This is a genomic window from Methanofervidicoccus sp. A16, from assembly GCF_003351865.1.
In the GTDB taxonomy this organism is placed as follows: domain Archaea; phylum AGJL01; class Methanococci; order Methanococcales; family Methanococcaceae; genus Methanofervidicoccus.
Window position 1 is genome coordinate 1,480,776 of the sequence record NZ_CP022242.1, and the last position, 23,338, is coordinate 1,504,113.

Consider the following 23,338-nt stretch of genomic DNA (forward strand, 5'->3'; position numbering starts at 1 on the left):
GATAATTTTAATAAGATTTTTATAATTATTATAATTATTATTCTCCTATAAACATTTAAACAGGTGAAGTTATGATCCTCTTAGATTTAGAGTTAAAGGATTCACCTGGGGAACTTCTAAAGGCACTAACACCTATATCTGAGATGGGCATAAATATTCACAGTGTTATACACCTAAGGGAGAAGAAGAGCGATGGTAGGATCCCTGTTAGGATAGTACTTGAGGATATAGATGAGGATACCTTGGAGAGGATAGTAGAAAAACTTGAAAATAGAGATATTATAGTTACAAAAGTGAATAACAACGTTAGAAAGATGGATGTAGATGTAGTAGTTATAGGCCATGTTGTAGATACTGATATAAGGGATACTATAGATAGGTTAAATAAATACGGGTTAGTTATAGATCTCGATCTAACTATGCCCCATCCATTTAAAGAGTCCTCTGCAAGAATGAGAATAGTAGTAGATAGTAAGAAGTTAGAGGACTTATGTATGGAAATGGATAGGATCTCAAAGGAGAAGGATCTGCTATTTATAAAATCCTTTTAAATCTATGGGGAGAGCATGAAGGTAATACTGGTAGGTTTTGGAGTAATAGGAAGAGGAGTTATCAACGTTATAAAGAAGAAGAGAGAGTACCTTAAAAAGAGATACGGTATGGATCTTAAGGTTGTTGCCATATGTGACAGTAGTGGTGCGGCGATAGATGAGAATGGTTTAGATTTAGATTTAGCCTTAGAGGTTAAGAAAAAGAAGGGAAAGATATCTGAGTACCCAGATAAAGGGGTCTCCATGCCGGTAATAGAAGTTATAAGGTCTGTAGATGGAGATGCCCTTATAGAGGCAACACCTACAAATATAGAAGATGGAGAGCCTGCAAAGACATACATCATCGAGGCCTTTAAAAGTGGAAAGCATGTAATAACTGCTAATAAGGGACCTCTTGCCCTCTATTTTAAAGAACTAATGTCATGCGCCAAAAGATACAATAGAATATTTAGATATGAGGCATCTGTTGGAGGTGCCATGCCTATTATTAACCTAGCAAGGGAGACCCTCGCTGGAAACGAGATTATAGAGATAAAGGGAATATTAAATGGAACTACCAACTACATCCTCACAAAGATGGAGAGGGAGAAGTTAGACTTCGATACTGTACTTAAGGAGGCTCAGGAGTTAGGTATTGCTGAAACTAATCCATACCAGGATATCAGTGGCCTCGATACCGCTGCAAAGATAGTGATCCTTGCAAACTCTATTATGAATATGAATGTCACCATAAAGGATGTGAAGATAGAGGGAATTACTAGAATAACTCCCGAGGCACTTACAATGGCAAATAAGGGAGGATACACTATAAAACTCATTGGAGAGGTAAAGAAGAACAAGTTAGAGGTGTGTCCCAAGTTGATACCTTTAGATGATCCACTAAACGTGAAGGGAACTCTGAATGTTGCCAAATTATACACCGACTTAGCCAAGGAGGTTATAGTAGTTGGGAGAGGTGCAGGAAGTATAGAGACATCCTCTGCAATTCTAAGTGATATTATCAACATATACCTACAGGACAGAAAAGGATAGGAATATTTGGATGAATATCTCTGTTTTATTATCTTTTTTAAATAACCCTAGTTTCCACCAGTGATAATATAAAAAATAATAATAAAATAAGAAATAAGGATAAACTAAAAAAATTAAAAAGTAATCCTACCTGTTTCTTCCAGTGTCCAAAAGGTTATTATATTTTGTTTTTTATATTATCAGAATTTTATTAATAATTTTATCCCTCCTAGAAACTTTTATTATTCTTATTATAATAATACTTATTATATTTTTAATCACAATCTTTAATGGGAACTGGGGTTTTTAAATAATATTCAAAATTTATAGTTTTGAGTAGATACATTATATACTAACATATGATCAATAGAAATATCATCATAATCCACACTCCTATTCTATTATTGTTGAGGGATCTTATGAATCTCGTTCAATTGGTATTTAACTCCCTGTTATATATTCTACCAGCCTACGTTGCAAATGCTGGAGCCTGTATATTCGGTGGAGGTACTCCAGTTGATTTAGGAAGATACTTCTTAGATGGAAGGAGGATATTAGGTAACGGAGTTACATACCGGGGGTTTTTCTTTGGTCTACTCTGTGGATGTATCACTGCCACTCTTGAAGGTATCCTTATAAATCTAGATTTACTGGGAACTCCTGAATTTCACTACAATCTTTTTAAATGGATGTATGTGGGTTTTTTCCTATCTTTAGGTGCTCTCTTTGGAGATATGGTTGGTAGTTTTATCAAGAGAAGACTGGGAATAGAGCAGGGAAAACCTGCGCCTCTACTAGATCAACTTGACTTTGTTGTATTTGCCATACTATTTGCATATCCCTTTGCACCTATAACCTTGGATATGATAGTTACAATATTGATTATTACACCTATCATACATCTATCAGGTAATATTGTGGCCTATTTGTTGGGGATTAAAAGTATGTGGTGGTAGGTGCAGTTTTACTGTTTTAATAAGAATAATAAAAAATAATAATGTTATAACCCTAGTTCCTATCAAAAGGATAATCCAAAAAATAATAAAAATAAAAAATAAAGAAAAGGTTTAAAAAACAAAAACTTCTATCATCTCAGATATAAAACATTTTAAAAAGGAGATTGGAGGAGAATGATCCTCTGAATATCTTTTAATATAGTGAATACCAGAAATAAGATCTCCTATCTTAACTAAGGGTTCGGAAAGATCCTTAAGAGTATTTAATGATTTTTATATAAATTATTTTCATTGTCCTTTAATCACTACTTGGTTGGAACTAAGTTTTTTAAATATTATCTTTATCAGAATTTTATTAATTTTATTCCTCCTAGAAACTTTTATTATTTTTATAATAATAATTATTCATATTTTTAATCACAATCTTGATGGGAACTAGATTAATATTAATCCTTTAATGAAGTTCATAATGAGACTCCTGTTAAGGGATATTTATCCTTTTTTGATTTTAATAACTTATAATATTTAGTGGAGTTAAACACTGTAAGGAAATAAAAATTAGCGGGATTTTACCCTCTTCTAACATATTTTTGTTAATCTAATGTAATTAACTCTTTAACAGTAGTTAATCGATTATAGTATATTTAATAAAACTTATTAAATAGGTTAAACAGTATATTTTTATAATACTTTTTATATAATATAACCTTTGTAATACCATACCTTACCATACCTTGGAGGTGAATATATGGAAAGCCCCAGAATAGGGGTCTTTGTCTGCCACTGCGGTGCCAATATTAACGGCATCGTAGATTGTGAGGCGGTAAAAGAGTTTGCCTTAAAACTTGATGGAGTAGTATACGCAGAGACCTACCCCTTTTACTGCTCCGATCCAGGGCAAAAGTTGATCAAAAATGCAATAAAGGAATACAATTTGAATAGAATAGTTGTTGCAGCATGTACTCCTAAAATCCACGAGCCTACCTTTAGAACCTGTATTGCAGAGGCAGGATTGTCTCCATACTATTTAGAGTTCGTAAATATCAGGGAACAGGATTCCTTCGTCCATTTGAGCGATAGAGAAGCGGCGACAAAGAAGGCGATGGAGTTAGTTGCAGGAGGTGTGGAGAGAGCTAAGAGGTTAGAGGATGTACCTCAAAAAGTTGTAGAGGTAGATAGATCCTGTCTCATCATTGGAGGAGGTATTGCTGGTATTCAGGCAGCCCTCGATTTAGGAGATCAGGGTTATAAGGTATATCTGGTGGAAAAGGAGGAATCTATCGGAGGTAGAATGGCCCAATTGGCCAAGACATTCCCAACAGACGACTGTGCTCTTTGAATCTTGGCTCCTAAGATGGTTACAGTAGCAAACCACCCTAACGTTGAAATAATCACCTACGCAGAGATAAAAAATGTATCAGGGTACGTAGGTAACTTCGAAGTAACTATAGAGAAAAAGCCAAGGTACGTAGATGAGTCCAAGTGTACAGGATGTGGTGCCTGTGCTAAAGTATGTCCTATTGAAGTGCCTAACGAATTTGACTTAGGGTTAGGTACTAGGAAAGCCATATACGTACCATTTGCTCAGGCTGTCCCCTTGGTATATACCATAGATAAGGAATACTGTATCGACTGTAGGTTGTGTGAAAGTGTCTGTGGACCTGAAGCCATAGATTTCAACCAGAAACCTGAGGAGATCAAATTAAAGGCAGGGACAATAATTGTAGCGACAGGTTATGACGAGTTCGATGCAACCTTAAAAGAAGAGTACGGATATGGAGTTTATGACAACGTAATAACTACCTTGGAATTGGAGAGAATGATCAACCCTGCAGGGCCCACTGGAGGACATGTAATAAGGCCAAGTGACGGAAAGCATCCCCATAAGGTAGTGTTTATACAGTGTGTAGGTTCCAGAGATCTGAAAGTTGGTAACCCTTACTGTTCAAGGATCTGCTGTATGTTTGCCCTAAAGAATGCACAACTGATAAAGATGCACGAGCCAGATGCAGAGGTTTACATCTGCTACATGGATATAAGGGCCTTTGGAAAGGGATACGAGGAGTACTATCAGAGAGCCCAGGAACAGTTCGGGGTTAAATTTATAAGGGGAAGACCTGCATGTGTCATCGAGGATCCAGAGACTAAAAACCTCATCCTCCGAGTAGAGGATACACTGATGGGAGAGATAGTAGAGATAGATGCCGACCTAGTGGTACTATCTGCAGGACTTGTACCACGACCAGATACCAGAGATATAGCAAAGATGTTAGGATTGGATATCAGTCCAGATGGATTCTTCAAGGAACTCCATCCAAAGTTGGCACCAGTTAATACCAAGGTAGATGGAATAGCCATTGCAGGTGTGGCTCAAGGTCCAAAAGATATACCTGATACAGTGGCTCAGGCTAAAGGTGCAGCAAGTGCAGTGGCAATACCGATGGCCAAGGGTAAATTTGAGATAGAGATGATAAGAGCAATAGTAAATAAAGAGGTCTGTGGAGGATGTGAAATCTGTGCTCAAGTATGCCCATACAATGCTATATCCTATAAGGATGTTGAGGGCCATATTATAGCAGATGTAAATGATATCGCATGTAAAGGTTGTGGATCCTGTTGCGCTACCTGTCCAAGTGGAGCCCTGCAGTTAAGATACTATAGAGATGAACAGATAATATCTGCAATAGATGGGATCTTAGATATTCACAATATGATAAATCAATAAAAAGGGGACAGCCAATTTAAAAAATAAACAATAATACACAACGTTAGGGTGGTTTGCTAGAGATAATAAAGGGATGATGTCCCATCCGAAGGCGCTGCCAGGATGGGACTGATTTATAGGTAAACTTTTGAAGGAAAACTATATTCTAAATTACTAAACTATTGGATTCCACTACACCTATGACCCTATAGGGGCGCTCTTAATCCCTATAGGTGAGGTGAAAGTTTCTAAAATATAATACAGAGTAAAAATAATCCTTATAATATTATTTTATTAATTATCATTTATTACCATTTTTTAAAGGTGAAGGGGTATGGATAGCCCAGTAATAATAGCATTTGCATGCTACCAGTGAGGGTATGGTGCTGCAGATCTTGCTGGAACTAGCAAGATGCAGTACCCTCCGTCTGTTAGAATTATAAGAATACCCTGCACTGGTAGATTTGATATATCCTATGCCCTTAGGGCCTTCCAAAAGGGTGCTGATGGGGTTATGGTTGTAGGGTGAAAACCTAACGAGTGTGTCTATGAAAGTGGAAACTTTAGGGCCATGGAGAGGGTAAAACTTATGAAGGAGATACTGGAGGAACTTGGGATAGGGGGAGAGAGGATAGAGATATTCCTCATGAGTGCAGCAGACGCTGCCAAGTTTGTAGAGGCAGTAAATACAATGACTGAGAGGGTTAACAGGTTGGGCCCTAATCCACTAAAGAGCCAGTGCGGGTAAAAGAGTAAAAGGGATGAATTCCGTAGGGAACCGAGAGGGACCTACGGGAGGACCGCCTCCTAAGCAGGAGGTGCTTTTATTTACTTACTATACCTTAACAGGGTGATGAGATGGGAGATAAGGTAAAGTTAGGGATGATCCAACTATGTGGATGTTCCGGTTGTCATATGTCTCTGTTAGATCTCCATGAACAACTTCTCAAGGTACTTCCAAATGTAGAGGTCCTATTTGGTCCTATAGTGGCAGATATGAAGGAGATCCCAGAGGGTATAGATGTATTCCTAGTAGAGGGAGGTATTAGAAACGAACATGAGAAACACCTCTTAGAGGAGATCAGGGAAAGATCAAAGGTTGTTGTGGCATGGGGAACCTGTGCAGCCTATGGAGGAATACCAGCCTTAGGTAACCTATATCCTACTGAGAAACTCCTTAATGAGGCATTCTCTACAGGTACTGTAGACAACCCTGGAGAGGTACCAGGAGAGGATATTCCAAAACTACTAGAGAGGATATATCCAGTATCTCACTTTATAGATGTAGATCTTGTACTACCTGGATGTCCTCCAAAACCTGAACACAATGTAGAGTTGATAACTGCACTGTTAGAGGGGAAGAAACCTAAGGTATCTACAAAGATAGTATGTGATGAGTGTCCAAGGGAGAAGGAAGGGACCTATCCTAAGGAATTAAAGAGAACCTTTGATGGAACTCCCGATGAGAAGAAATGTCTCTTTGAACAAGGTTATACATGTGTAGGAATGGCTACAAGAGCAGGATGTGGAGCAATGTGCCCATCTGTAAATGTACCCTGTAGAGGATGTTATGGAAAAACAGATGCAGTTCTTGACCAGGGAGCTGCAGTTGCAAATGCATATGCAGTTACTGGTGATGCAGTACTGAAACTCCCTGATAAATTAGGATTATTCTATAGGTTCTCCATGGCTGCAGGATTAATTCCTAAGAAGATCCACAAGTAAGGATGGTGACATACTATGGGCAAGATCACTATAGAACCCCTAAGTCGTGTTGAAGGTCATGGTAAAGTTACTATTACACTAGACGAATCGGGAAAACCAGTTGAAGTTAAACTACATATTACTGCAATAAGGGGGTTTGAGCAGTTTGTAGTAGGAAGGCCTGCTGAAGAAGTGCCAAGGATTGTACCTAGGATCTGTGGGATATGTCAGACACCCCACCACCTAGCAAGTGTCAAGGCAGTTGATGCCGCCTGGGACGTTGAGATACCTAGTGCTGCAAAGAAACTTAGGGAGTTGATGCTATTAGGTAATATGATCCACAGTCATGCATTACACTTCTACTATCTAGCAGCACCAGATTTAATACTTGGGCCAGATGCAGACCCTGAGGTTAGAAATATTGTAGGATTGATTGAAAAATCCCCGGAAATTGTCAAAAAAGCCATAGCATTGAGGAAGTTCGGTCAGAGTATAGTGGAAAAAGTTGGAGGTAGGCCCATACACCCAGTTACAGGTATTCCAGGGGGTGTATCCAAATCACTAAGTGAAGAAGATAGGGATGCATTCCTAAAGGAAATCGACACTATGATAGAGTACGCCAAGGAGAGTGTAGAGTTGATCAAATCATTAAATGAGAAACATATGGATATGATAAAATCCCTGGGAGTGATAGACTCTTGGTACCTAGGAATAGTTAAAGATGGAAAACACTCCTTCTACGATGGAGTTTTAAGATTCCTATCTCCAGATGGTAGTGAGAAGGTGGAATTCCCATTCTCTGAATACCAGGATTACATAGGAGAACACAGTGTACCATACAGTTATGTAAAATACCCCTACTATAAAAAGGCTGGATATCCTGAAGGAATCTACAGAGTTGGACCCTTGGCAATGATAAATATATGTGATAGTATTCCTACACCACTGGCTGAAGAGGCTAGAAAGGAGTTTATAGATATATTTGGAAGTCCAGCAAATCAGTCTTTGGCTTACCACCATGCGAGACTTATAGAGTTACTTACAGCATGTGAAAGAACTAAAGAGTTATTGGAGGATAGTGAGATCACCTCTACAGATGTAAGAGTAGAGGTGGAGCCAAAGGCAGGTAGTGGTGTCGGTATTGTAGAGGCTCCAAGAGGTGTTTTAATACATCACTACGAGACAGATGAGAATGGAATAGTCATAAAAGCCAACATGATAGTGGCATCGACACATAACGTACCTACAATGGAGAAGGCGCTCAAACAGGCTGTAATGGAGGTATTTAAAAAATAATTTAGGTGATGATTATGGAGATAGACGAAAAAAAGTTGAACCTATTAGAGGCTGTCTTGAGAGCCTACGATCCTTGATACTCATGTGCAGCTCATGTAATAGTCAAAAATGAAAAAGGAGATCTCCTATTCGAGATAAAAAAGGAAGAATAGTTTCCTACATACCGAACCCTTTATGGGAGGTTGTAGGAAACTGTTAATGTTCCTGAGATATTCTTAAATAACTATTAGATATTTTAATAAGTTTTCAAATATTTTTATAAAAGAATCGTTATAATGAGATTAATCTATACTATTAAAATTAAAATGAGATATAGGAGATACTATGGGGGGAATAAAAATCCAGGAAGATCTCTGTCTAGTATGTAACGCCTGTACTGCCGTCTGTCCTACAGAGGCTATAGAGATATCTCCCTTTAAAACCTGCATAATATGTATGGACTGTGTTGAGGTCTGTCCAACTGGAGCACTCTACGAATCTAATGGTGTTATATCTTACAATCCATCAAAGTGTGTAAAGTGTGGAGACTGTGCAGAGGCCTGTCCAACTAAGATAAAAAAGGTTGATGATAGATACCCCTATTCAAAGGGGCACTGTATTTTATGTAAAAGATGCGTAGAGATATGTCCAATAGATATCATCTCCATACCTGGGATAGTGGAAAAGCCTAAGAAAAAGATCGAGATTCCCAATGAGCCAATAGTGGTTACCGAGGACTGTGTAGGTTGTGAGATCTGTGTCCCAGTGTGTCCTGTAGAGGCTATTACTATGGAAAAGGGCAGGGCAGTTATCGATAGAGAAAAGTGTATATACTGTTCCATATGTGCCCAAACCTGTCCATGGAATGCTATTTACGTCTCTGGCAAAATACCGAAGAAGAGGAAAAAGGAGATATTGAAGTTTGAAGTAGATGAGAGCAAGTGTATAGGATGTATAGTCTGTGCCGAGATCTGTCCAGGGGATATGATAAAGTACAACAGCGAAAAGAATATAGTAGAAGTTCCAAAGGCCTGTCCAGCATGTAAGTTATGTGTTAAGGCCTGTCCTGTAGATGCCATAACCTTAGAGGTAAGGTATGAATCTGCACATCCAATAACAGAGGAAGGATTAGTTATCATCGAGGAGGATTACGATATACTGGAGAAGTGTGCTAGGGTATGTCCCACCGATGCAATTGTAGTAGATAAGAAAAATAGAACTGTAAAGATGTGTATAGTCTGTGGTGCATGTACTGTCGCATGTCCAACTGGAGCGTTAAAGTTAGGTAAGATAAACCACAATGGAAAGGAGTACAACAGGATAGAGTACAGTCCTCACCTATGTGTAAAATGTGGTAACTGTGTAGAGGTTTGTCCAATGAAAACCTTAAGATTAACAAGGGGAAAGATACCTCTAAAGGGATACTGTGTAATGTGTTTACTCTGTCTATCCTGTGCAGAGGCTGAAAAGAAGAAGGTATTGGAGTTGAGGTAAATATCATTCATAAGTCAAACTAAGACTGAACACTAAAAATAAAATTAATATATGTTTTAAAACTGTAATAAGGATAAAGGAATAAGAAAAAAAATGCGAAAACTCTTATTATTTTTATTCTTGAGATTCCTAGTTATTAAAAAGGACGAATTCCAAAATCTTTAAGTAGGGACTCTATATTTTACAGGATTAACTATATCTCTATTTATTTTAATTTTATTTTTGAATAATTTTTATTATCAATTTTAATAGGAATTAATTTTTATTTTTTATCTCTATTTAGGGCTTTTCCAAAATTAGTAATTATTATCCAAATTTTTAATTTTAAAATACCTTAACAGCGTGGGCACATCTCTTGGCCCTCTCCCTTGCAACCTCTATACTCTCACCGTATGCCAGTGCAACGCCCATCCTCCTACCAACCCTTGCCACAGGCTTACCAAATAACCTCAACTTCGTATTTGGAACCTTTAGGGCTTCGTCTATATCGTACTGGGGAGCCCACTTGTCTATATTAGACTTAATAACATGACTGGCACCTGCAGGTACAACCATCTCCACATCTACAGGTAACCCTAAAAGACACCTAAGGTGTATCTCAAATTGGCTCATATTTTGGGTTATCATAGTTACCATACCTGTATCATGGGGCCTTGGAGAAACCTCACTGAATATAACCTCATCCCCCCTAACAAAGAGTTCTACACCGTATATTCCTCTACCTCCTAACATGGTAACGATCTCATAACCTATCCTCTGAGCCTCCCTTAGAGTTTTCTCCTCCATTGGGTGAGGTTGCCAACTCTCATGGTAGTCCCCATCTATCTGTATATGGCCTATAGGAGGACAGAACTTTATACCCTCCTCAGTTTTTGCAGTTAAAAGTGTTATCTCGTAGTCGAAGTCTATAAACTCCTCAACTATCACCTTGGAACCTATTCCCCTTGCAGAAACCTGGGCGTGCCTCCATGCCTTTTCAATATCCTCTTTATTCCTTATAATACTCTGGCCCTTTCCCGAAGAGGACATAATAGGTTTAACGACACATGGCATCCCTAACTGATCTACAGCCTCTTTTAACTCTTCTAACGATTCTGCAAATCTATAATCTGCAGTTTTTAACTTAAGTTTTTCAGATGCCAACCTACGTATATACTCCCTGTTCATCGTTACCCTTGTTGCATTGGCATTGGGAGATACCTTGTATCCAAACTCCTCCATCTCTACAAGAACCTCTGTATCTATAGCCTCTATCTCCGGGATGATGTAGTCGGGAGTTTCTCTCTCGATTATGGCTCTTAAACTTTCTCCATCTCTCATGTCTACTACATAACTTCTATGGGCAACCTGCATTGCAGGTGCATGTTGATACCTATCTACAACAACACACTCTAAACCTAACCTCTGCCCCTCTATAACTATCTCTTTCCCTAACTCACCTCCACCTAAGAGGAGTATTTTGGTGGCATTTGAAAATAGAGGAGTTCCCACTCTCACGATTTCACCGTTATTGTTGATAATAATGATTATTTTGTTAATAATGTATAAAAATCTTAAAGTAACAATTATAGTAAAAATAATAAAAATGTATAAAAACCTTAATTATCATCAAAGTAACGATTTAAATAATAAATAATAACCATGGTTCCCATCAAAGTGATAATATAAAAAATAAAAATTATAAAAACTAAAAAAGAAAATTAAAAAGGAATCTTGCCTATTTATCCAATATCCAATATTATTTTTACTTTTTTATCTCTATCAGAATTTTATTAATTTTATTCCTCTTAAAACTTTTATTATTATTATCATAATAATTATTATATTTTTTTTAATCACAATCATTATGGGAACTGAGGTTAAAAATAAATAAAAAGACTGAGAAAATATTAAAATATAATACCTTATAATTATATCATAGTAACCTATTAGGAAGGATCTGCTCCGATTCCATAGTATCTTAGAGCATTCCAGGAGATTATCTTTTATTTTGATCTTAATACCTTCTTTTTTATTTCTTTTATTATAATTATTGTTATTCTTATCAGGATTTTTTAATGAGAATTAGGGTTAATAATAATTAAAAAGTAGTAAAAAAATTAATAAATAAAAGAAAGATATTAAAAACTCTTAAAAAAAAGATTAATAGAGATCGCCTACTTCTTCAATACATAGTTTAAACTATTTTTTTTATTTTTTAGGTTTTAATTATTTTTAATTAATTATTTTTAATTATAACTATTATTTTTATAATAACCTTATAAAATAATTTTAGTGATAAAATGCTAAGGCTACTCTACGAAGGTAAATTAGTAAGGAAAGATAATAAGATATTAGAGGCTTCCTCCTCTGTAACATTTATTAAAACAGAGAACCATAACATAATCGTAGACACCTCCTCGAGAGATAAAAGAGATATAATATTAAAAGGTTTAGAAAAATTAAACCTATCTCCGAGGGACATAGATATAGTAATAAACACCCACAGCCACTGGGATCATGTGGGAAACAACGATCTATTTAAAAATGGGGAGATTATCAACTATGATAACTATAAATCCCTAAAGGATAATGAGATAGAGATCCTAGAGACTCCTGGACATACCTGGGACAGTATATCTGTAGTACATGGAGATTATATAGTAGTTGGAGACGCTGTTCCCTTGAAGGACAACATAATAAAGGAGGTTGCACCAGGGATAAATGTCGATAGGGAGTTAGCTCTTAATACGTTGAGGAGAATTAAATCTTTAGGGAAACATATAGTTACTGGCCATGATGGGATATATTTTATCTTTGAGTAGGGATGCAGACTATCATATACTTAAAAGGGAAATAAAAACTGATAAAATAGTGAATCTTGCTATATATTTAATAATAATTATAATTAAAAAAATAAAGATATTATAACGATTAACATTGTAAATTAAAAAAGCAAAATAAACTCTTATTGTCTGAGCGTCCTGAGTATTTAAAGAAATAGAACGAGATTTTTTAATCCATCTTTTAAGGATTCCAGAGTTCTACTATACACTATAGTGTCTAAAGTATTCGAATTTTTATATTTGGAATCTTCCATAGTAGGAGGTTGTTTAGTTTTAAAAGTTTTTGTTTAATTTACCATAACATTTTATTTTAATATAAACATTATATTAGATTGATATTGATAGCCATAGATAAAGGTGATAATATTGGAAGATTACTACATCGATAAGATATTAGAAATAGGGGAGAAGAAAGGTTTTGAAGTAGATATCTTTATATCAAGGTCTGAAAATCTAAACTGTGAGTTAGATGGAGACAGTTTAGACTCCTTCCAGGAGGATAGAAGTTTTGGGATTGGTGTAAGGGTGTTGAAAGAGGGTAAAGTGGGGTTTGCTTACTCTACCGAGGAAGAAGTGGATATTATCTATAGGGCTATGGAAAATCTTGTACCTGATAAGTACACCTCTATCCCAGAACCTAAGAAAGATGTTCCAAACCCTAAGGGTGTTTTTCACAGGGAAGTTTTAAATATAGATGAGGAGGACCTTTTAGAGGACCTCAACACCATGAAAGGTATACTTCAGGAAGGAGGTATTACAGTTACTGGGGGTTCTGTAGAGAGATCCTATCTATATAACAGGATTGTAAACTCCAAAGGTTTAGATGTTGAGGAGGAATTTACCTACTACTCCGCTTCAATATCTGGTATAAAGGACGGTGAAACAGCCTACGACTATCTAAGTAGGACCTACAGATTCAACGTAGAAGAGTTGGGGAGGTATGTTAGAGATATCCTATCCCTGCCTAAGGGTGTAAAGGTACCATATGAGGGCAGGATACTACTAACACCGAGAGTACTAAATTCTTTATTAGCCTATACCCTATTACCCTCTTTCAGTGCAGAGAATGTCCAGAGGAATAGGTCTATTCTAAAGGGGAAGATTGGAGAGAAGGTAATGGGAGAGTGTATCACCATAGTAGATGACGGTACCTTAGATGGAGGGCTATACTCCAGTAAGGTAGATGGAGAGGGTGTTCCTCGTAGGAGAACAGTTCTGGTGGAGGATGGAATTTTAAAGGGATACCTCTACGATATAAAGAGGGCTAATAGAGAGGGTAGAGAATCCACAGGTCATGGAGTTAGGGATTATAACACATTACCTACTATATCTCCCTCCAATGTGGTAATAAGCCCTGTAGATAAGTTAGACAACTACAACGAATACCTACAGATAAATGGACTTATCGGATGTCACACATCTAACCCTATAACTGGAGACTTCTCAGTTGAGATCTTCAACAGTTATATAGTCAAGGATGATGAAAGGGTACCTGTGAAGAAGGGGATGTTATCTGGAAATATATTCGAGATACTTAAAAGTGCTATGCCTATGGATGACGTATCTCAAAGGGGGAGGTTAATATCACCTTCCTTGATGATAGAGGGGAGAATAATTGTAAGTTAAGTTTGGTGAGAAGGGATTGTAAAATATAAATAAAATGGTATTATATCCAGAGGTTGTTTAGATACTAAAAATAGAGAATGAAAATAATTGAAAATTTCTTCAGAGGACATTATATTTCCAAATCCTTTTTAGGGTATAATAGAATATTTTGATTTGATAATAATAATCTTCATTATTTTTATTATTATAATCTTATCCAAAAAAAAATAAACTTAAATAAAAAGGTTAAAAATATAAAAATATAAAGTAAAAAGCCCATATAATCACTTTCCCAGGGACATTTCTAGGATTTTAGAAAGGGCGGATGTTCAATCCCAGATAGAACCCTATACCTTTCGAAGTAGTTGGGAAGATCTATTTTCTTCTTTCACCATCTAGGAGGTTAGGAAAAGCAAAACTAGTTTTACCCTTTTTCATACTTCAAGAATTCTCATTTAATTATACCCTACTACCTATCAAAAAATTCTGATAAAAATAACAATAATTATAATAAAAATATAAAAAGAAGATATTAAAATTAAAATAAGAGAATAAATAATTTCTCCTGGAATGCTCTAAGATACTGTAGGGATAAAGCAGATCCTTCCTAACAGTCTGCTATTATTAATATTTATCTAGATATTATATTTCAATATTTTTTCTAACCCTAGTTCCTATCAAAAAGGATAATTTAAAGAATAATAAAAATATATTATAAAAATAAAAAATAGAGAAAATGTTTTGATAAATAGAAAACCTCTATTATTCCAGATAATAAAATTTTAAAAAGAAGATTGATGATCCTCTGTAAACCTTCTAGTGTAGTGGATATCAGAATATGATTTCTTATCTTACCTAAGGGTTCGGAAGGATCTTAAGATATCTAATATTTGTATATTGAACCCCTAGTTCCTATCAAAAGGATAGTTTTAAAAATAATAAGAATAATTATAAAAATAATAAAGGAATTTAATTAATAAAAAATGTTTTAAAAAACAGAAACTTCTATCATCTCAGATATAAAATTTTAAAAGAAGATTGGAAGGGAATGGTTCTCTGTAAACCTTCTAGTGTAGTGGATATCAGAGTAAGATCTCCTATCTTATCTAAGTGATTAGAAAGATCCTAAGATATTTTTTATATTGATTATTTTCATTCTTCTTTTAATCACTATTTGGTAGAAACCAAGGTTTTTTCCAGTCTTTTTTATTATTTTTATTATTTAAATTATTGTTTAAAATGGGAATAAGGTTAAAATAAAAATAATAAAAAATCTTAAAAATATTTAAATAAAAAATATAATAGATAAAAAAGTAAAAATAAAACATATTTCCAGGACCACACTGATACTAAAGAATAAGATAGATTTCTATTAAACTTCTTCATAAGAGACTTTTTACTCTTTTTTTATTCTATTTTTTAATTATTATTTATTCAAGCATACATCTCCTCCATCCTCTTTAAAATCACATCCCTAAGAAACACGTCTATCTTTCTCTTCGAATACCCATAACTTCTACCTACTGCGTATATCATCTTCTCACTGCCACTGCCATACTGGGCAGCCTTCTTAGGTCTGTATGCCACGTACTCTGGGATGTACTTCTTGGCAATGTCTCTTAAAATTATCTTCCTTTCCCTCTCGTTTACCTTGTACTGTACAGGGAGGGAGAGGGCAACCTCAACTAAACTCTTATCTAAGAAGGGTACCCTCAACTCCACACTGTTCGCCATTGTACAGTGATCGTCCCTTTCAAGGTTCACCCTGTGGATGTTCATCACATCCCTATAGAGCACTCTCTTAAGTTCCTCCTCTCCCTTTGTGATGAGAATTCTCTGATATCTCTTATACCCTGCGAAGAGTTCATCTGCTCCCTGACCAGAGAGTACTACCTTTATCCCATCCCTCTTAGCCATCTCTGATGCCACATATATGGGCACACCTACTGAGAGTTTCATCAGATCTATCTCATCTATTGCATAGGCCACCTTTAGGAGATACTCCTCGTATTCATCCCTATCAATTACCTTTTTTTTAAGTTTTAGCCCTAAATCTTCAGCCACCCTTTCAGCGTACTCCACGTCCTCACTACCCTCTAAGCCTGAGGTATAGAGTACCACATCACAGTACTCCGAGGACATCTTTGCCACAAGGGTACTGTCCACCCCTCCAGAGAATATAATTCCTACCTTATCCAACCCCCTTACCCTCTTTATCACACTATCCCATAAAGCTTCTTCCACCTCTCTTTTATATATGTCGTAATCTCTAGTGTTGTCTCCATTTTTGTACTCATTGAAGTAGTTTATTCTTATCTTCTGGATGTCTCTCACTATATAACATCTGTTTTCATCTAAGTCGTATACCATATGACTGTTTGGACTCAGGGAATCTATTGGGTAGTTGTAAATTTCCTCAAAGGAGAGATTGTCTATACTTCTTAGTAGATACCAGAGTCCCTTTCTCTCTGAGGCAAAGGTAAAGTATTTTTCAGTATCTATATAAAAGAGTGGTTTTACTCCAAAGGTATCTCTGCCTAGTAGTAGTTTATTCTCCTCTTTATCGTATATACAGTATGCATACTCCCCATCTAACTCCTGAAGTATTCCCTCCTCGTAGCAGTGTACTATAACCTCACTGTCAGTATCACTGTGGAAGTTGTGTCTATCCTCTAGGTCCTCCATAAGTTCGTAGTAGTTGTATATCTCTCCATTACAGATAACCCATACACTCTCATCTTCATTGGGAATAGGCTGATTTGCATTACCTACGATGGCCAATCTGTTATGTCCCAATCCAAGTCTACTGGATCTACTAAAATCAGAAGTTAGGACGTCTTCAAAATCTTTGAAGTATATAACTTCATCGTCAAACATCACGCCAGAACTATCTGGTCCTCTATGTTTCAGGATCTTCATAACATTTATAAGATGCTCTCTCAATTTATTCCTAATACTGGAATCTTCGTCATCCTTGATAACAATTCCACTTATAGAGCACATATACACCCCTTTAGGGTGTTAGATATTTTTTATTGTAAAAAGAGTAGATTACTTTAAACCTATCTCTTTTATTAACAATCCTATCTTTGAAGGATCTACAATGTTTATATCTATTTTTTTATCTTTTACTGTAATCTCCAAAGCTTTCTGTCCTCCGACAGACAGTTGAATACCTACGTTCCTTTTCTCCAATGTTTCTATTATATCTATTATCATCTCTTTGTCCATAGACACACCTTAAATAATATTTTATTTAAATTATTTTTAAATCCTTGTATTTAATCCTTTGTATTTGAGATAAATTAGGAGGAAAATTTTAAATTTTAATTTGGAAGTAGTATTTGATTCATATTAAAATAAGTCTCTAAATACCAAAAACTGTAGGATATTGAGTATATTTTTTTCTTGAGTATCTTTGAACACCAGAGTAGGGTAGATCCTCATAATTAGGTGGTTATTATAGAGATATTATATAGGCAGTTATAAGTCAATTTTATATTTTGTTATTAACTTTTTTATAGTTTTTTAATTTTAATTATAATTTTCTAAATATATAAATAATAACCCTAGTTCCCATCAAAAGGATAGTTTAAAAAAATAATAAAAATAATTATAAAAATAAAATAAAAAAATAAAAAATGTTTAAAAAATAGAAAACTTCTATTATCTCCGATATAAAATATTTTAAAAAGAAGATTGGAGGGGAATGATCCTCTGAAGATCTTCTAATACAGTAGATATCGGAGTAGAATTTCCTCTTTTTACCTAAGTGATCAGAAAGATCCTAGAATGTTTAATGGTTTTTATATATAGATTTTATACTGATCATTTTAATCATGATTTTTAATTATAATGATTATCATTTTCATTATTCTTTTAATCGCTACTTGGTGGGAACTAAGGTAAATAATAATTATTTTATATTTTATAAGAAGATAAAAATTAAAAATCTTGGATAATATACAAAAAATCGTGAGAATATCATTCCTTAGGACACATCCAAACACTGAGAAATTTTATCTAATATTTTTGTCATCTTTAATAAACTCCCTTAAAAGTACAGTGGCGTAGCAGCCTCTCTCTAACTTAAATCTTAAAACTACACCATCCTCCTCTGCCCAGAATTTGAAGTCATAAACCTTGGAGATCAACTTTCTCCTGGTACCGGGAAAATCTCCAAAATCCTCTATATAGAATTTCTGAAGATCTATACCCTCCTCTTCTATAATTTCCCTCTCAATTTCCCCCTGTATTCCTTCAGCCAGTTTACACTTTCTACCTAAGACTGCCCCTGTGGGAATGCCGTCAAAGAGTATGTCCCCCTCTAGAGGCTCAAAACCGTACTGGAACCTTCTATTTATAATCTCGTTGAAGAGATAGGACTGATAGGCGTTTATAAACATACATCTTAAATGAGGAGGTAGAACCTTGAAACTCTTAATAAAACTCCCTGTTTCTAAGTATTTCTTCAGCATCTTTCTCTCGTAGTAGAGTTCCCTTGGATACATCTTCAGGGCTCCCTTGAAATCCCCCTCATCTACAAGTTTCCTCGCCTCTCTTAATCTGCCCTCTTCAAACAGTGGAGTTCCACAGTAGGCATAAAATGCCCCTTCAAAGTCCCTGTTGTATATTAGTTTTCCCACTATATGGGTTATAGGTCTATCTGTACCGAACCTCTGGATACCGTAGTAGTTAAGTATATAGTCTAACTTTATATTTTTCAGGATCTCCACAACCTCCTGAGGATCCCTACCCTTCAGTCTTACCTTTATAGTAAATCTGTTGCCCCAGAGATCCCCTAACTTCAACTTTTTATTTGTCCTCTGGATATCCCTTATCCTTATCCCCTTTATACTGTCCTTTATCCTCTCCAGAGCCTCCACCTTAATTCCAAAACATCCTACCCGTTGGGTAGTTGCTGCGTACTTATCCTTAGTCCCTGCAAAACCGAAGTTCTTCCTCTTTGAATTTGTCCTCCTAGCCAACTCACCTATTGCATCTAAGGTGCTCCACTTCACCTTCTCCAGTGTAAAGTGTATAAAGGCTCCTTTCCAGTTTGGATCATCCTTAAAAACCCCCAGATCTTTCCCATACTCTAAAATTATACCGTCCTTGGTAATCTCCTCAACTATGAAGTCTTCAGGGTACTTCTTAATAACTCCCTCAATCTTTAAATTTACAAGGTATTTGTCTAGATTAACTCTCATCTCCTCTATCAACTTTCTTATTTTCTTCTTCCTGTATTCTTTTTCTATCCTCTTACGGTAATCTTTGAGATTTTTTAGAGATTCTAACTTTCTTTTGCGACCTATTATATAATTCATAATTATCCCTTCCGTTATTTCCCTTAAAAAATAAAAAATTATAAAAAATTTAATACCTATTGAAAAATTAATTATAAAAACAGATGAATTCATTTGACTTGAATACAATGTAAAATATGAAAGATTTTATTTTATTATCCTATTAATCCTCTGATTTTTTATTTTATTATTATAATAATTACTATTTATTTTTTTAAATTTTATATGGTAATATTAAAAATATTAAAAATCTTATAATCCTTAACGTAGAAAACAGGCGATCCAAATTATTACTATTTCATTTCTCTACCATTTGGGAACTTAAAATGGTATACACATCTTAACTATTTTTTACCTTACACTCTCTAAATTCCTTAAACATCTTGTACTCTTCATTGGTAAGAGCATATATTTTAATTTCAATATCTCTGAATAAGCAGTAATTTTTTATATATTTGTAGGCTTTATCTCCCTTATAATCTCTAAAATATGCATAAACAACTTTCTTACTGTTAGAGACAATATACATATCCTTATCAATTTCGATTAGGGAAGGTTCCTCAGTTAAAATATCCACAAGGGGACTGTTATGCACTACTTTGATAGGTTCTCTACTTTTTATCTTTTTAATCAGTTCCTCAAGAGACATAGATCTCTTTAGTATGCCTCTAGGATAGGTTCTCAAATATTCATCTATCCCTTCCTCTGATATTCTCCTAATAAAGCCTCTTACTTCACTCACTGCAAATACTGCCTTTATTTTATTTATGGCTTTACTGCCCTCTAGAATTTTATCCTTACAACGATATACCGCCAAAATTTCCTCTCCATTCTTAAATATCATTATACCTTTATCACTACAGTATTTTTTAGGTATTAAAATAACCTCGCACCTGTCAGAATCTACATAGTTATATATAGAAGTGTAAGTATCTAGCGGAATGCATCTGATAGAAGGGTCCTCCTCTACTTTAAATAATACATCATTTCCTAGTTTTTCTCTTATAATCCCCTCTAAATCCTTCCTAGAACATCGGTACACTTCAATTAAAAATTCCTCTGGTAGTTTTTTAAAGATACTTCTTATATCTACAGGCGTCTCCCCCCAGAGTGAGACTATTAACTTCGAGTCTATGTAAAAGAGTACACCCTTATCTACCTTTATATATCCCGTAAAATCATGTAGAAAATCTGTAATCTTTTTAAGATCAGACAATCCCCCTAATTTTGAATATATTTTTTCCATGATTTCCCAAGAGAAAAATAGTAAAAAACGGCGCCGAGGGGGAATCGAACCCCAAGTTCATAAGAACTGACGGATCTGAAGTCCGCCCCGTGCCACCAGGCACGGCACTCGGCGCCACCACCAATATAGATAGTTGTCTTAGCAACTGTTCTATAAATGTATTATGGTTATATATATTTTTTCTTTTTAGATATTTTAACTACCTTTATAAAAATTATTATTAAAAATAGATAGACACTCAAGGGTAAGTATTTCTACATCATTATTAATAATTTATAATATTTATTTATAATATTTCTTTTAGTGATAGTATGGGATCAATAACTATAACTGTAAATAGAAATGGAGTTTTTAAAAAATACACTGTTCCAGAGCATATAACGGTATTAGAAGCCTTAGAGTATATTAATAGTAATTACGGAGAGGGTATCCTCTACAGGTCCTCCTGTAGATCAGGGCAGTGTGGAAGTTGTGCAATGACTATAAACGGTGAGCCAAGGTTGGCCTGTAAAACCAAGGTAGAGGATGGTATGGTAGTGGAGCCTTTAGAGGGATTCAACGTAGTGGAGGATCTGATAGTGGATAGATCTCCTTACTATAAAAAGATCCAGGATCTGAGAAACTATCTACATTGTGAGGGAGATAAAACCAATCTTAAGATTACTCCTAAAGATATAAAAGAGTTTAAAAGTGTTAGAAACTGTATAGATTGTTTATGCTGTCTCTCCAAATGTCCAGCTAGAAGATTTTCCCAGTATCCAGGCCCTACATTTATGAGACAACTGACTAGGTTTGCATTCGATCCAAGGGATGAAGGTGATAGGGATAAAGAGGCCTACTTTGAGAACCTCCACAACTGTACCACCTGTGCCAAGTGTGTCGAGGTGTGTCCCAAGGAGATAGATATTGTCCATAGGGCCATAGAGAGGTTGAGGGAACTAGCCTTTAAAAAGGGATACTATTTAAGAAACCACTTAATAGTTAGGGAGAACATATTGAAAGGTAACAGATCTGTGAAGAAGGAAAGAGGGTCTTTCTTAGAAGAGGTAAAAGAAGAGTATATAGCGGATAAGGAGAAGATGAGATTGGCATTCTTCACAGGGTGTTTAGTTGACTACAGGTTGCAGGATGTAGGTAGAAGTGCTATAAAGGTATTAAATGCCCACGGCATATCTGTTGTAATACCTAAGGATCAGGTGTGTTGTGGATCCCCCCTCCTCAGGACTGGACAGAGGGATCTTGCAGAGAAGTTGAAGAGGAAAAATCTTAAAGTGTTTAATAATCTAGATGTAGATGGAGTAGTTACTGTATGTGCAGGATGTGGTAGTACTCTAAAGAGAGATTACAGGGAGAGGGAGTTCCAGGTAATGGATATAACGGAGGTGTTGGATAAGGTACCTATAGAGTACAAACCTTTAGATATTAAGGTGACCTATCACGATCCCTGTCATCTGAGGAGAGGACAGGGAATATACTTGGAACCTAGGAGGATATTGAAGAGGATACCTAAATTGGAGTTAATAGAGATGGAGATACCTGATCAGTGCTGTGGTGCTGGAGGAGGAGTTAGAAGTGGAAAACCAGAGATAGCCAATGCTATAGGGAGGAGAAAGGTTAGGATGATATGTAAAACTGGAGCAGATTACGTTATTACAGTATGTCCATTCTGTGAGTACCATATAAGGGATAATTTGAAAAAGTTCGATGAAGAGGGAGGTAGTTTAAAGGTGATGAATATAGTCTCACTCTTAGACAAGGTTATATAATCAACTAATCCTTAAATGCAGATCGTTAATTTTGTGGAAAGGATACCATTCTAACCTTTTAGTGTTCGGAAGATGTTTAGAGGAATTTAATTTTTTAATTTTTACTATTTACTAGAATTTTTGATAGGAGATTAGAGGTAAATCTATAGTTAATAAAAAAATGATAAAATATTATAACATTGATTTCTCTATTAAAAATCCTTATAAAAATTAAAAATAGTTAAAATAAAAATAATAAATAAAAATAAAAATGAAGTAAAAAATAATAAAATAATTAATAAAAAAGTAAAAGACTCTATTTGCTCCGGATATAAAATACTAAAAAGTATCCTAGTTCCCATCAAGAGGATAGTTTAAAGAATAATAAAAAATAATAAAATCTTAAAAATAATAACATAAAATGTAATAAAATTCTGAAAGAATAGAGATAAAAAATAAACCTTACTTCCCATCAGTAATGATTAAAAGAACAGTGAAAAATATTCTGAATTCCTGTATTAAAAGATATACAGAGGATCATTCTCCTTCAATCATCTTTTAAAATTTTTTGTATCTGGGATGATAGAAGTTTTTTATTTTAAAAGTTTTTTCTTATTTTCTTATTTTTATTATTTTTATAATTATCCTTATTATTTTTTTAACCTATCTTTTTGATAGGAACTAAGGTTAAAAAGTATAAATTGATAATTCCTTTCTCTATTCCTAAATATTTTTTAGAGAGAAATAGATTTTTTTACAATTTTCTAACTATATGCTGCTGAATTATTCTTTATTCCAGGGAAATTTTTCATCTTATTTTATATATAGTGTTCAGAAACTATTCTAAAAATATTACAGTCTAAAATATAATAGTCCATTGTTAATTTTATTATTATCGTTTTTTATAAGATTTTTA

The 23,338-nt window shown here is 35.0% G+C and carries 17 protein-coding genes and 1 tRNA gene; 12 read left to right on the forward strand and 6 right to left on the reverse strand.

Features of this window, described 5'->3' with window-relative positions:
* The first annotated feature begins 71 nt into the window (after nucleotides 1-71).
* The 9 genes from CFE53_RS06755 to vhuB all read left to right on the forward strand — a co-directional run bounded on the left by CFE53_RS06755 (nucleotide 72) and on the right by vhuB (nucleotide 9,695).
* Nucleotides 72-551, forward strand: coding sequence for an ACT domain-containing protein (locus CFE53_RS06755; RefSeq protein WP_148121080.1), 480 nt, complete (start codon nucleotides 72-74; stop codon nucleotides 549-551).
* A 15-nt stretch (nucleotides 552-566) separates the two neighbouring features.
* Nucleotides 567-1,583, forward strand: a complete 1,017-nt coding sequence (locus tag CFE53_RS06760; RefSeq protein ID WP_148121081.1) for a homoserine dehydrogenase — start codon at nucleotides 567-569, stop codon at nucleotides 1,581-1,583.
* Nucleotides 1,584-1,981: 398 nt separating this feature from the next.
* A complete protein-coding gene (locus tag CFE53_RS06765; RefSeq protein WP_148121082.1) occupies nucleotides 1,982-2,518 on the forward strand; it encodes a CDP-2,3-bis-(O-geranylgeranyl)-sn-glycerol synthase in 537 nt (178 codons plus the stop codon).
* Between the two features lie 748 nt (nucleotides 2,519-3,266).
* Entirely contained in the window at nucleotides 3,267-5,243 is a 1,977-nt protein-coding gene (locus CFE53_RS06775; RefSeq protein WP_150131697.1) for a CoB--CoM heterodisulfide reductase iron-sulfur subunit A family protein, read from the forward strand.
* A 313-nt stretch (nucleotides 5,244-5,556) separates the two neighbouring features.
* Nucleotides 5,557-5,970 carry a F420-non-reducing hydrogenase iron-sulfur subunit VhuD gene (gene vhuD / locus CFE53_RS06780; RefSeq protein ID WP_253254751.1) on the forward strand — a complete coding sequence of 138 codons (414 nt, stop codon included), beginning with the start codon at nucleotides 5,557-5,559 and terminating at the stop codon, nucleotides 5,968-5,970.
* A gap of 110 nt (nucleotides 5,971-6,080) precedes the next feature.
* Nucleotides 6,081-6,947 carry a F420-non-reducing hydrogenase subunit VhuG gene (gene vhuG, locus CFE53_RS06785; RefSeq protein ID WP_148121084.1) on the forward strand — a complete coding sequence of 289 codons (867 nt, stop codon included), beginning with the start codon at nucleotides 6,081-6,083 and terminating at the stop codon, nucleotides 6,945-6,947.
* A gap of 15 nt (nucleotides 6,948-6,962) precedes the next feature.
* A complete protein-coding gene (gene vhuA / locus CFE53_RS06790; RefSeq protein WP_148121085.1) occupies nucleotides 6,963-8,222 on the forward strand; it encodes a F420-non-reducing hydrogenase Vhu subunit A in 1,260 nt (419 codons plus the stop codon).
* A 14-nt stretch (nucleotides 8,223-8,236) separates the two neighbouring features.
* Nucleotides 8,237-8,374, forward strand: coding sequence for a F420-non-reducing hydrogenase selenoprotein subunit VhuU (vhuU, locus tag CFE53_RS06920; RefSeq protein WP_148121086.1), 138 nt, complete (start codon nucleotides 8,237-8,239; stop codon nucleotides 8,372-8,374).
* A gap of 172 nt (nucleotides 8,375-8,546) precedes the next feature.
* On the forward strand, nucleotides 8,547-9,695 hold the full coding sequence (gene vhuB, locus CFE53_RS06800) for a F420-non-reducing hydrogenase associated-polyferredoxin VhuB (RefSeq protein ID WP_148121087.1): 1,149 nt from the start codon (nucleotides 8,547-8,549) through the stop codon (nucleotides 9,693-9,695).
* A 324-nt stretch (nucleotides 9,696-10,019) separates the two neighbouring features.
* Here vhuB and purT read toward each other — a convergent pair whose 3' ends face one another.
* A complete protein-coding gene (purT, locus tag CFE53_RS06805; protein WP_148121088.1) occupies nucleotides 10,020-11,192 on the reverse strand; it encodes a formate-dependent phosphoribosylglycinamide formyltransferase in 1,173 nt (390 codons plus the stop codon).
* 785 nt (nucleotides 11,193-11,977) lie between these two features.
* On the opposite strand from purT, the gene CFE53_RS06810 reads away from it, so the two are divergent.
* Entirely contained in the window at nucleotides 11,978-12,499 is a 522-nt protein-coding gene (locus CFE53_RS06810) for an MBL fold metallo-hydrolase (protein ID WP_148121089.1), read from the forward strand.
* Nucleotides 12,500-12,883: 384 nt separating this feature from the next.
* Nucleotides 12,884-14,146 (forward strand): TldD/PmbA family protein, encoded by a 1,263-nt coding sequence (locus CFE53_RS06815; RefSeq protein WP_148121196.1) that lies wholly within the window; start codon nucleotides 12,884-12,886, stop codon nucleotides 14,144-14,146.
* Nucleotides 14,147-15,559: 1,413 nt separating this feature from the next.
* On the opposite strand, the gene asnB is transcribed toward CFE53_RS06815, so the two are convergent.
* The 5 genes from asnB to CFE53_RS06840 all read right to left on the reverse strand — a co-directional run bounded on the left by asnB (nucleotide 15,560) and on the right by CFE53_RS06840 (nucleotide 20,793).
* On the reverse strand, nucleotides 15,560-17,128 hold the full coding sequence (asnB, locus tag CFE53_RS06820; protein WP_148121090.1) for an asparagine synthase (glutamine-hydrolyzing): 1,569 nt from the start codon (nucleotides 17,126-17,128) through the stop codon (nucleotides 15,560-15,562).
* Between the two features lie 48 nt (nucleotides 17,129-17,176).
* Complete coding sequence (locus CFE53_RS06825; protein ID WP_148121091.1) at nucleotides 17,177-17,356, reverse strand: hypothetical protein; 180 nt, start codon at nucleotides 17,354-17,356, stop codon at nucleotides 17,177-17,179.
* 788 nt (nucleotides 17,357-18,144) lie between these two features.
* Nucleotides 18,145-19,452, reverse strand: coding sequence for a tRNA pseudouridine(13) synthase TruD (gene truD, locus CFE53_RS06830; protein WP_148121092.1), 1,308 nt, complete (start codon nucleotides 19,450-19,452; stop codon nucleotides 18,145-18,147).
* Between the two features lie 319 nt (nucleotides 19,453-19,771).
* Nucleotides 19,772-20,677 carry a hypothetical protein gene (locus CFE53_RS06835; RefSeq protein WP_148121093.1) on the reverse strand — a complete coding sequence of 302 codons (906 nt, stop codon included), beginning with the start codon at nucleotides 20,675-20,677 and terminating at the stop codon, nucleotides 19,772-19,774.
* A gap of 28 nt (nucleotides 20,678-20,705) precedes the next feature.
* Nucleotides 20,706-20,793, reverse strand: a tRNA-Sec gene (locus tag CFE53_RS06840).
* 195 nt (nucleotides 20,794-20,988) lie between these two features.
* Between CFE53_RS06840 and tfrB the strand changes: the two genes are divergently transcribed.
* Nucleotides 20,989-22,443 (forward strand): fumarate reductase (CoM/CoB) subunit TfrB, encoded by a 1,455-nt coding sequence (gene tfrB / locus CFE53_RS06845; protein ID WP_148121094.1) that lies wholly within the window; start codon nucleotides 20,989-20,991, stop codon nucleotides 22,441-22,443.
* The last annotated feature ends 895 nt before the right edge of the window (nucleotides 22,444-23,338 follow it).

Coding starts and splice junctions, on each gene's coding strand:
- CFE53_RS06760 (WP_148121081.1), top strand. CDS start 567: ATGAAGGTAATACTGGTAGGTTTTGGAGTAATAGGAAGAGGAGTTATC.
- truD (WP_148121092.1), bottom strand. CDS start 19,452: ATGAATTATATAATAGGTCGCAAAAGAAAGTTAGAATCTCTAAAAAAT.
- CFE53_RS06810 (WP_148121089.1), top strand. CDS start 11,978: ATGCTAAGGCTACTCTACGAAGGTAAATTAGTAAGGAAAGATAATAAG.
- asnB (WP_148121090.1), bottom strand. CDS start 17,128: ATGTGCTCTATAAGTGGAATTGTTATCAAGGATGACGAAGATTCCAGT.
- vhuG (WP_148121084.1), top strand. CDS start 6,081: ATGGGAGATAAGGTAAAGTTAGGGATGATCCAACTATGTGGATGTTCC.
- CFE53_RS06835 (WP_148121093.1), bottom strand. CDS start 20,677: ATGGAAAAAATATATTCAAAATTAGGGGGATTGTCTGATCTTAAAAAG.
- CFE53_RS06825 (WP_148121091.1), bottom strand. CDS start 17,356: ATGGACAAAGAGATGATAATAGATATAATAGAAACATTGGAGAAAAGG.
- CFE53_RS06765 (WP_148121082.1), top strand. CDS start 1,982: ATGAATCTCGTTCAATTGGTATTTAACTCCCTGTTATATATTCTACCA.
- vhuA (WP_148121085.1), top strand. CDS start 6,963: ATGGGCAAGATCACTATAGAACCCCTAAGTCGTGTTGAAGGTCATGGT.
- vhuB (WP_148121087.1), top strand. CDS start 8,547: ATGGGGGGAATAAAAATCCAGGAAGATCTCTGTCTAGTATGTAACGCC.
- tfrB (WP_148121094.1), top strand. CDS start 20,989: ATGGGATCAATAACTATAACTGTAAATAGAAATGGAGTTTTTAAAAAA.
- CFE53_RS06755 (WP_148121080.1), top strand. CDS start 72: ATGATCCTCTTAGATTTAGAGTTAAAGGATTCACCTGGGGAACTTCTA.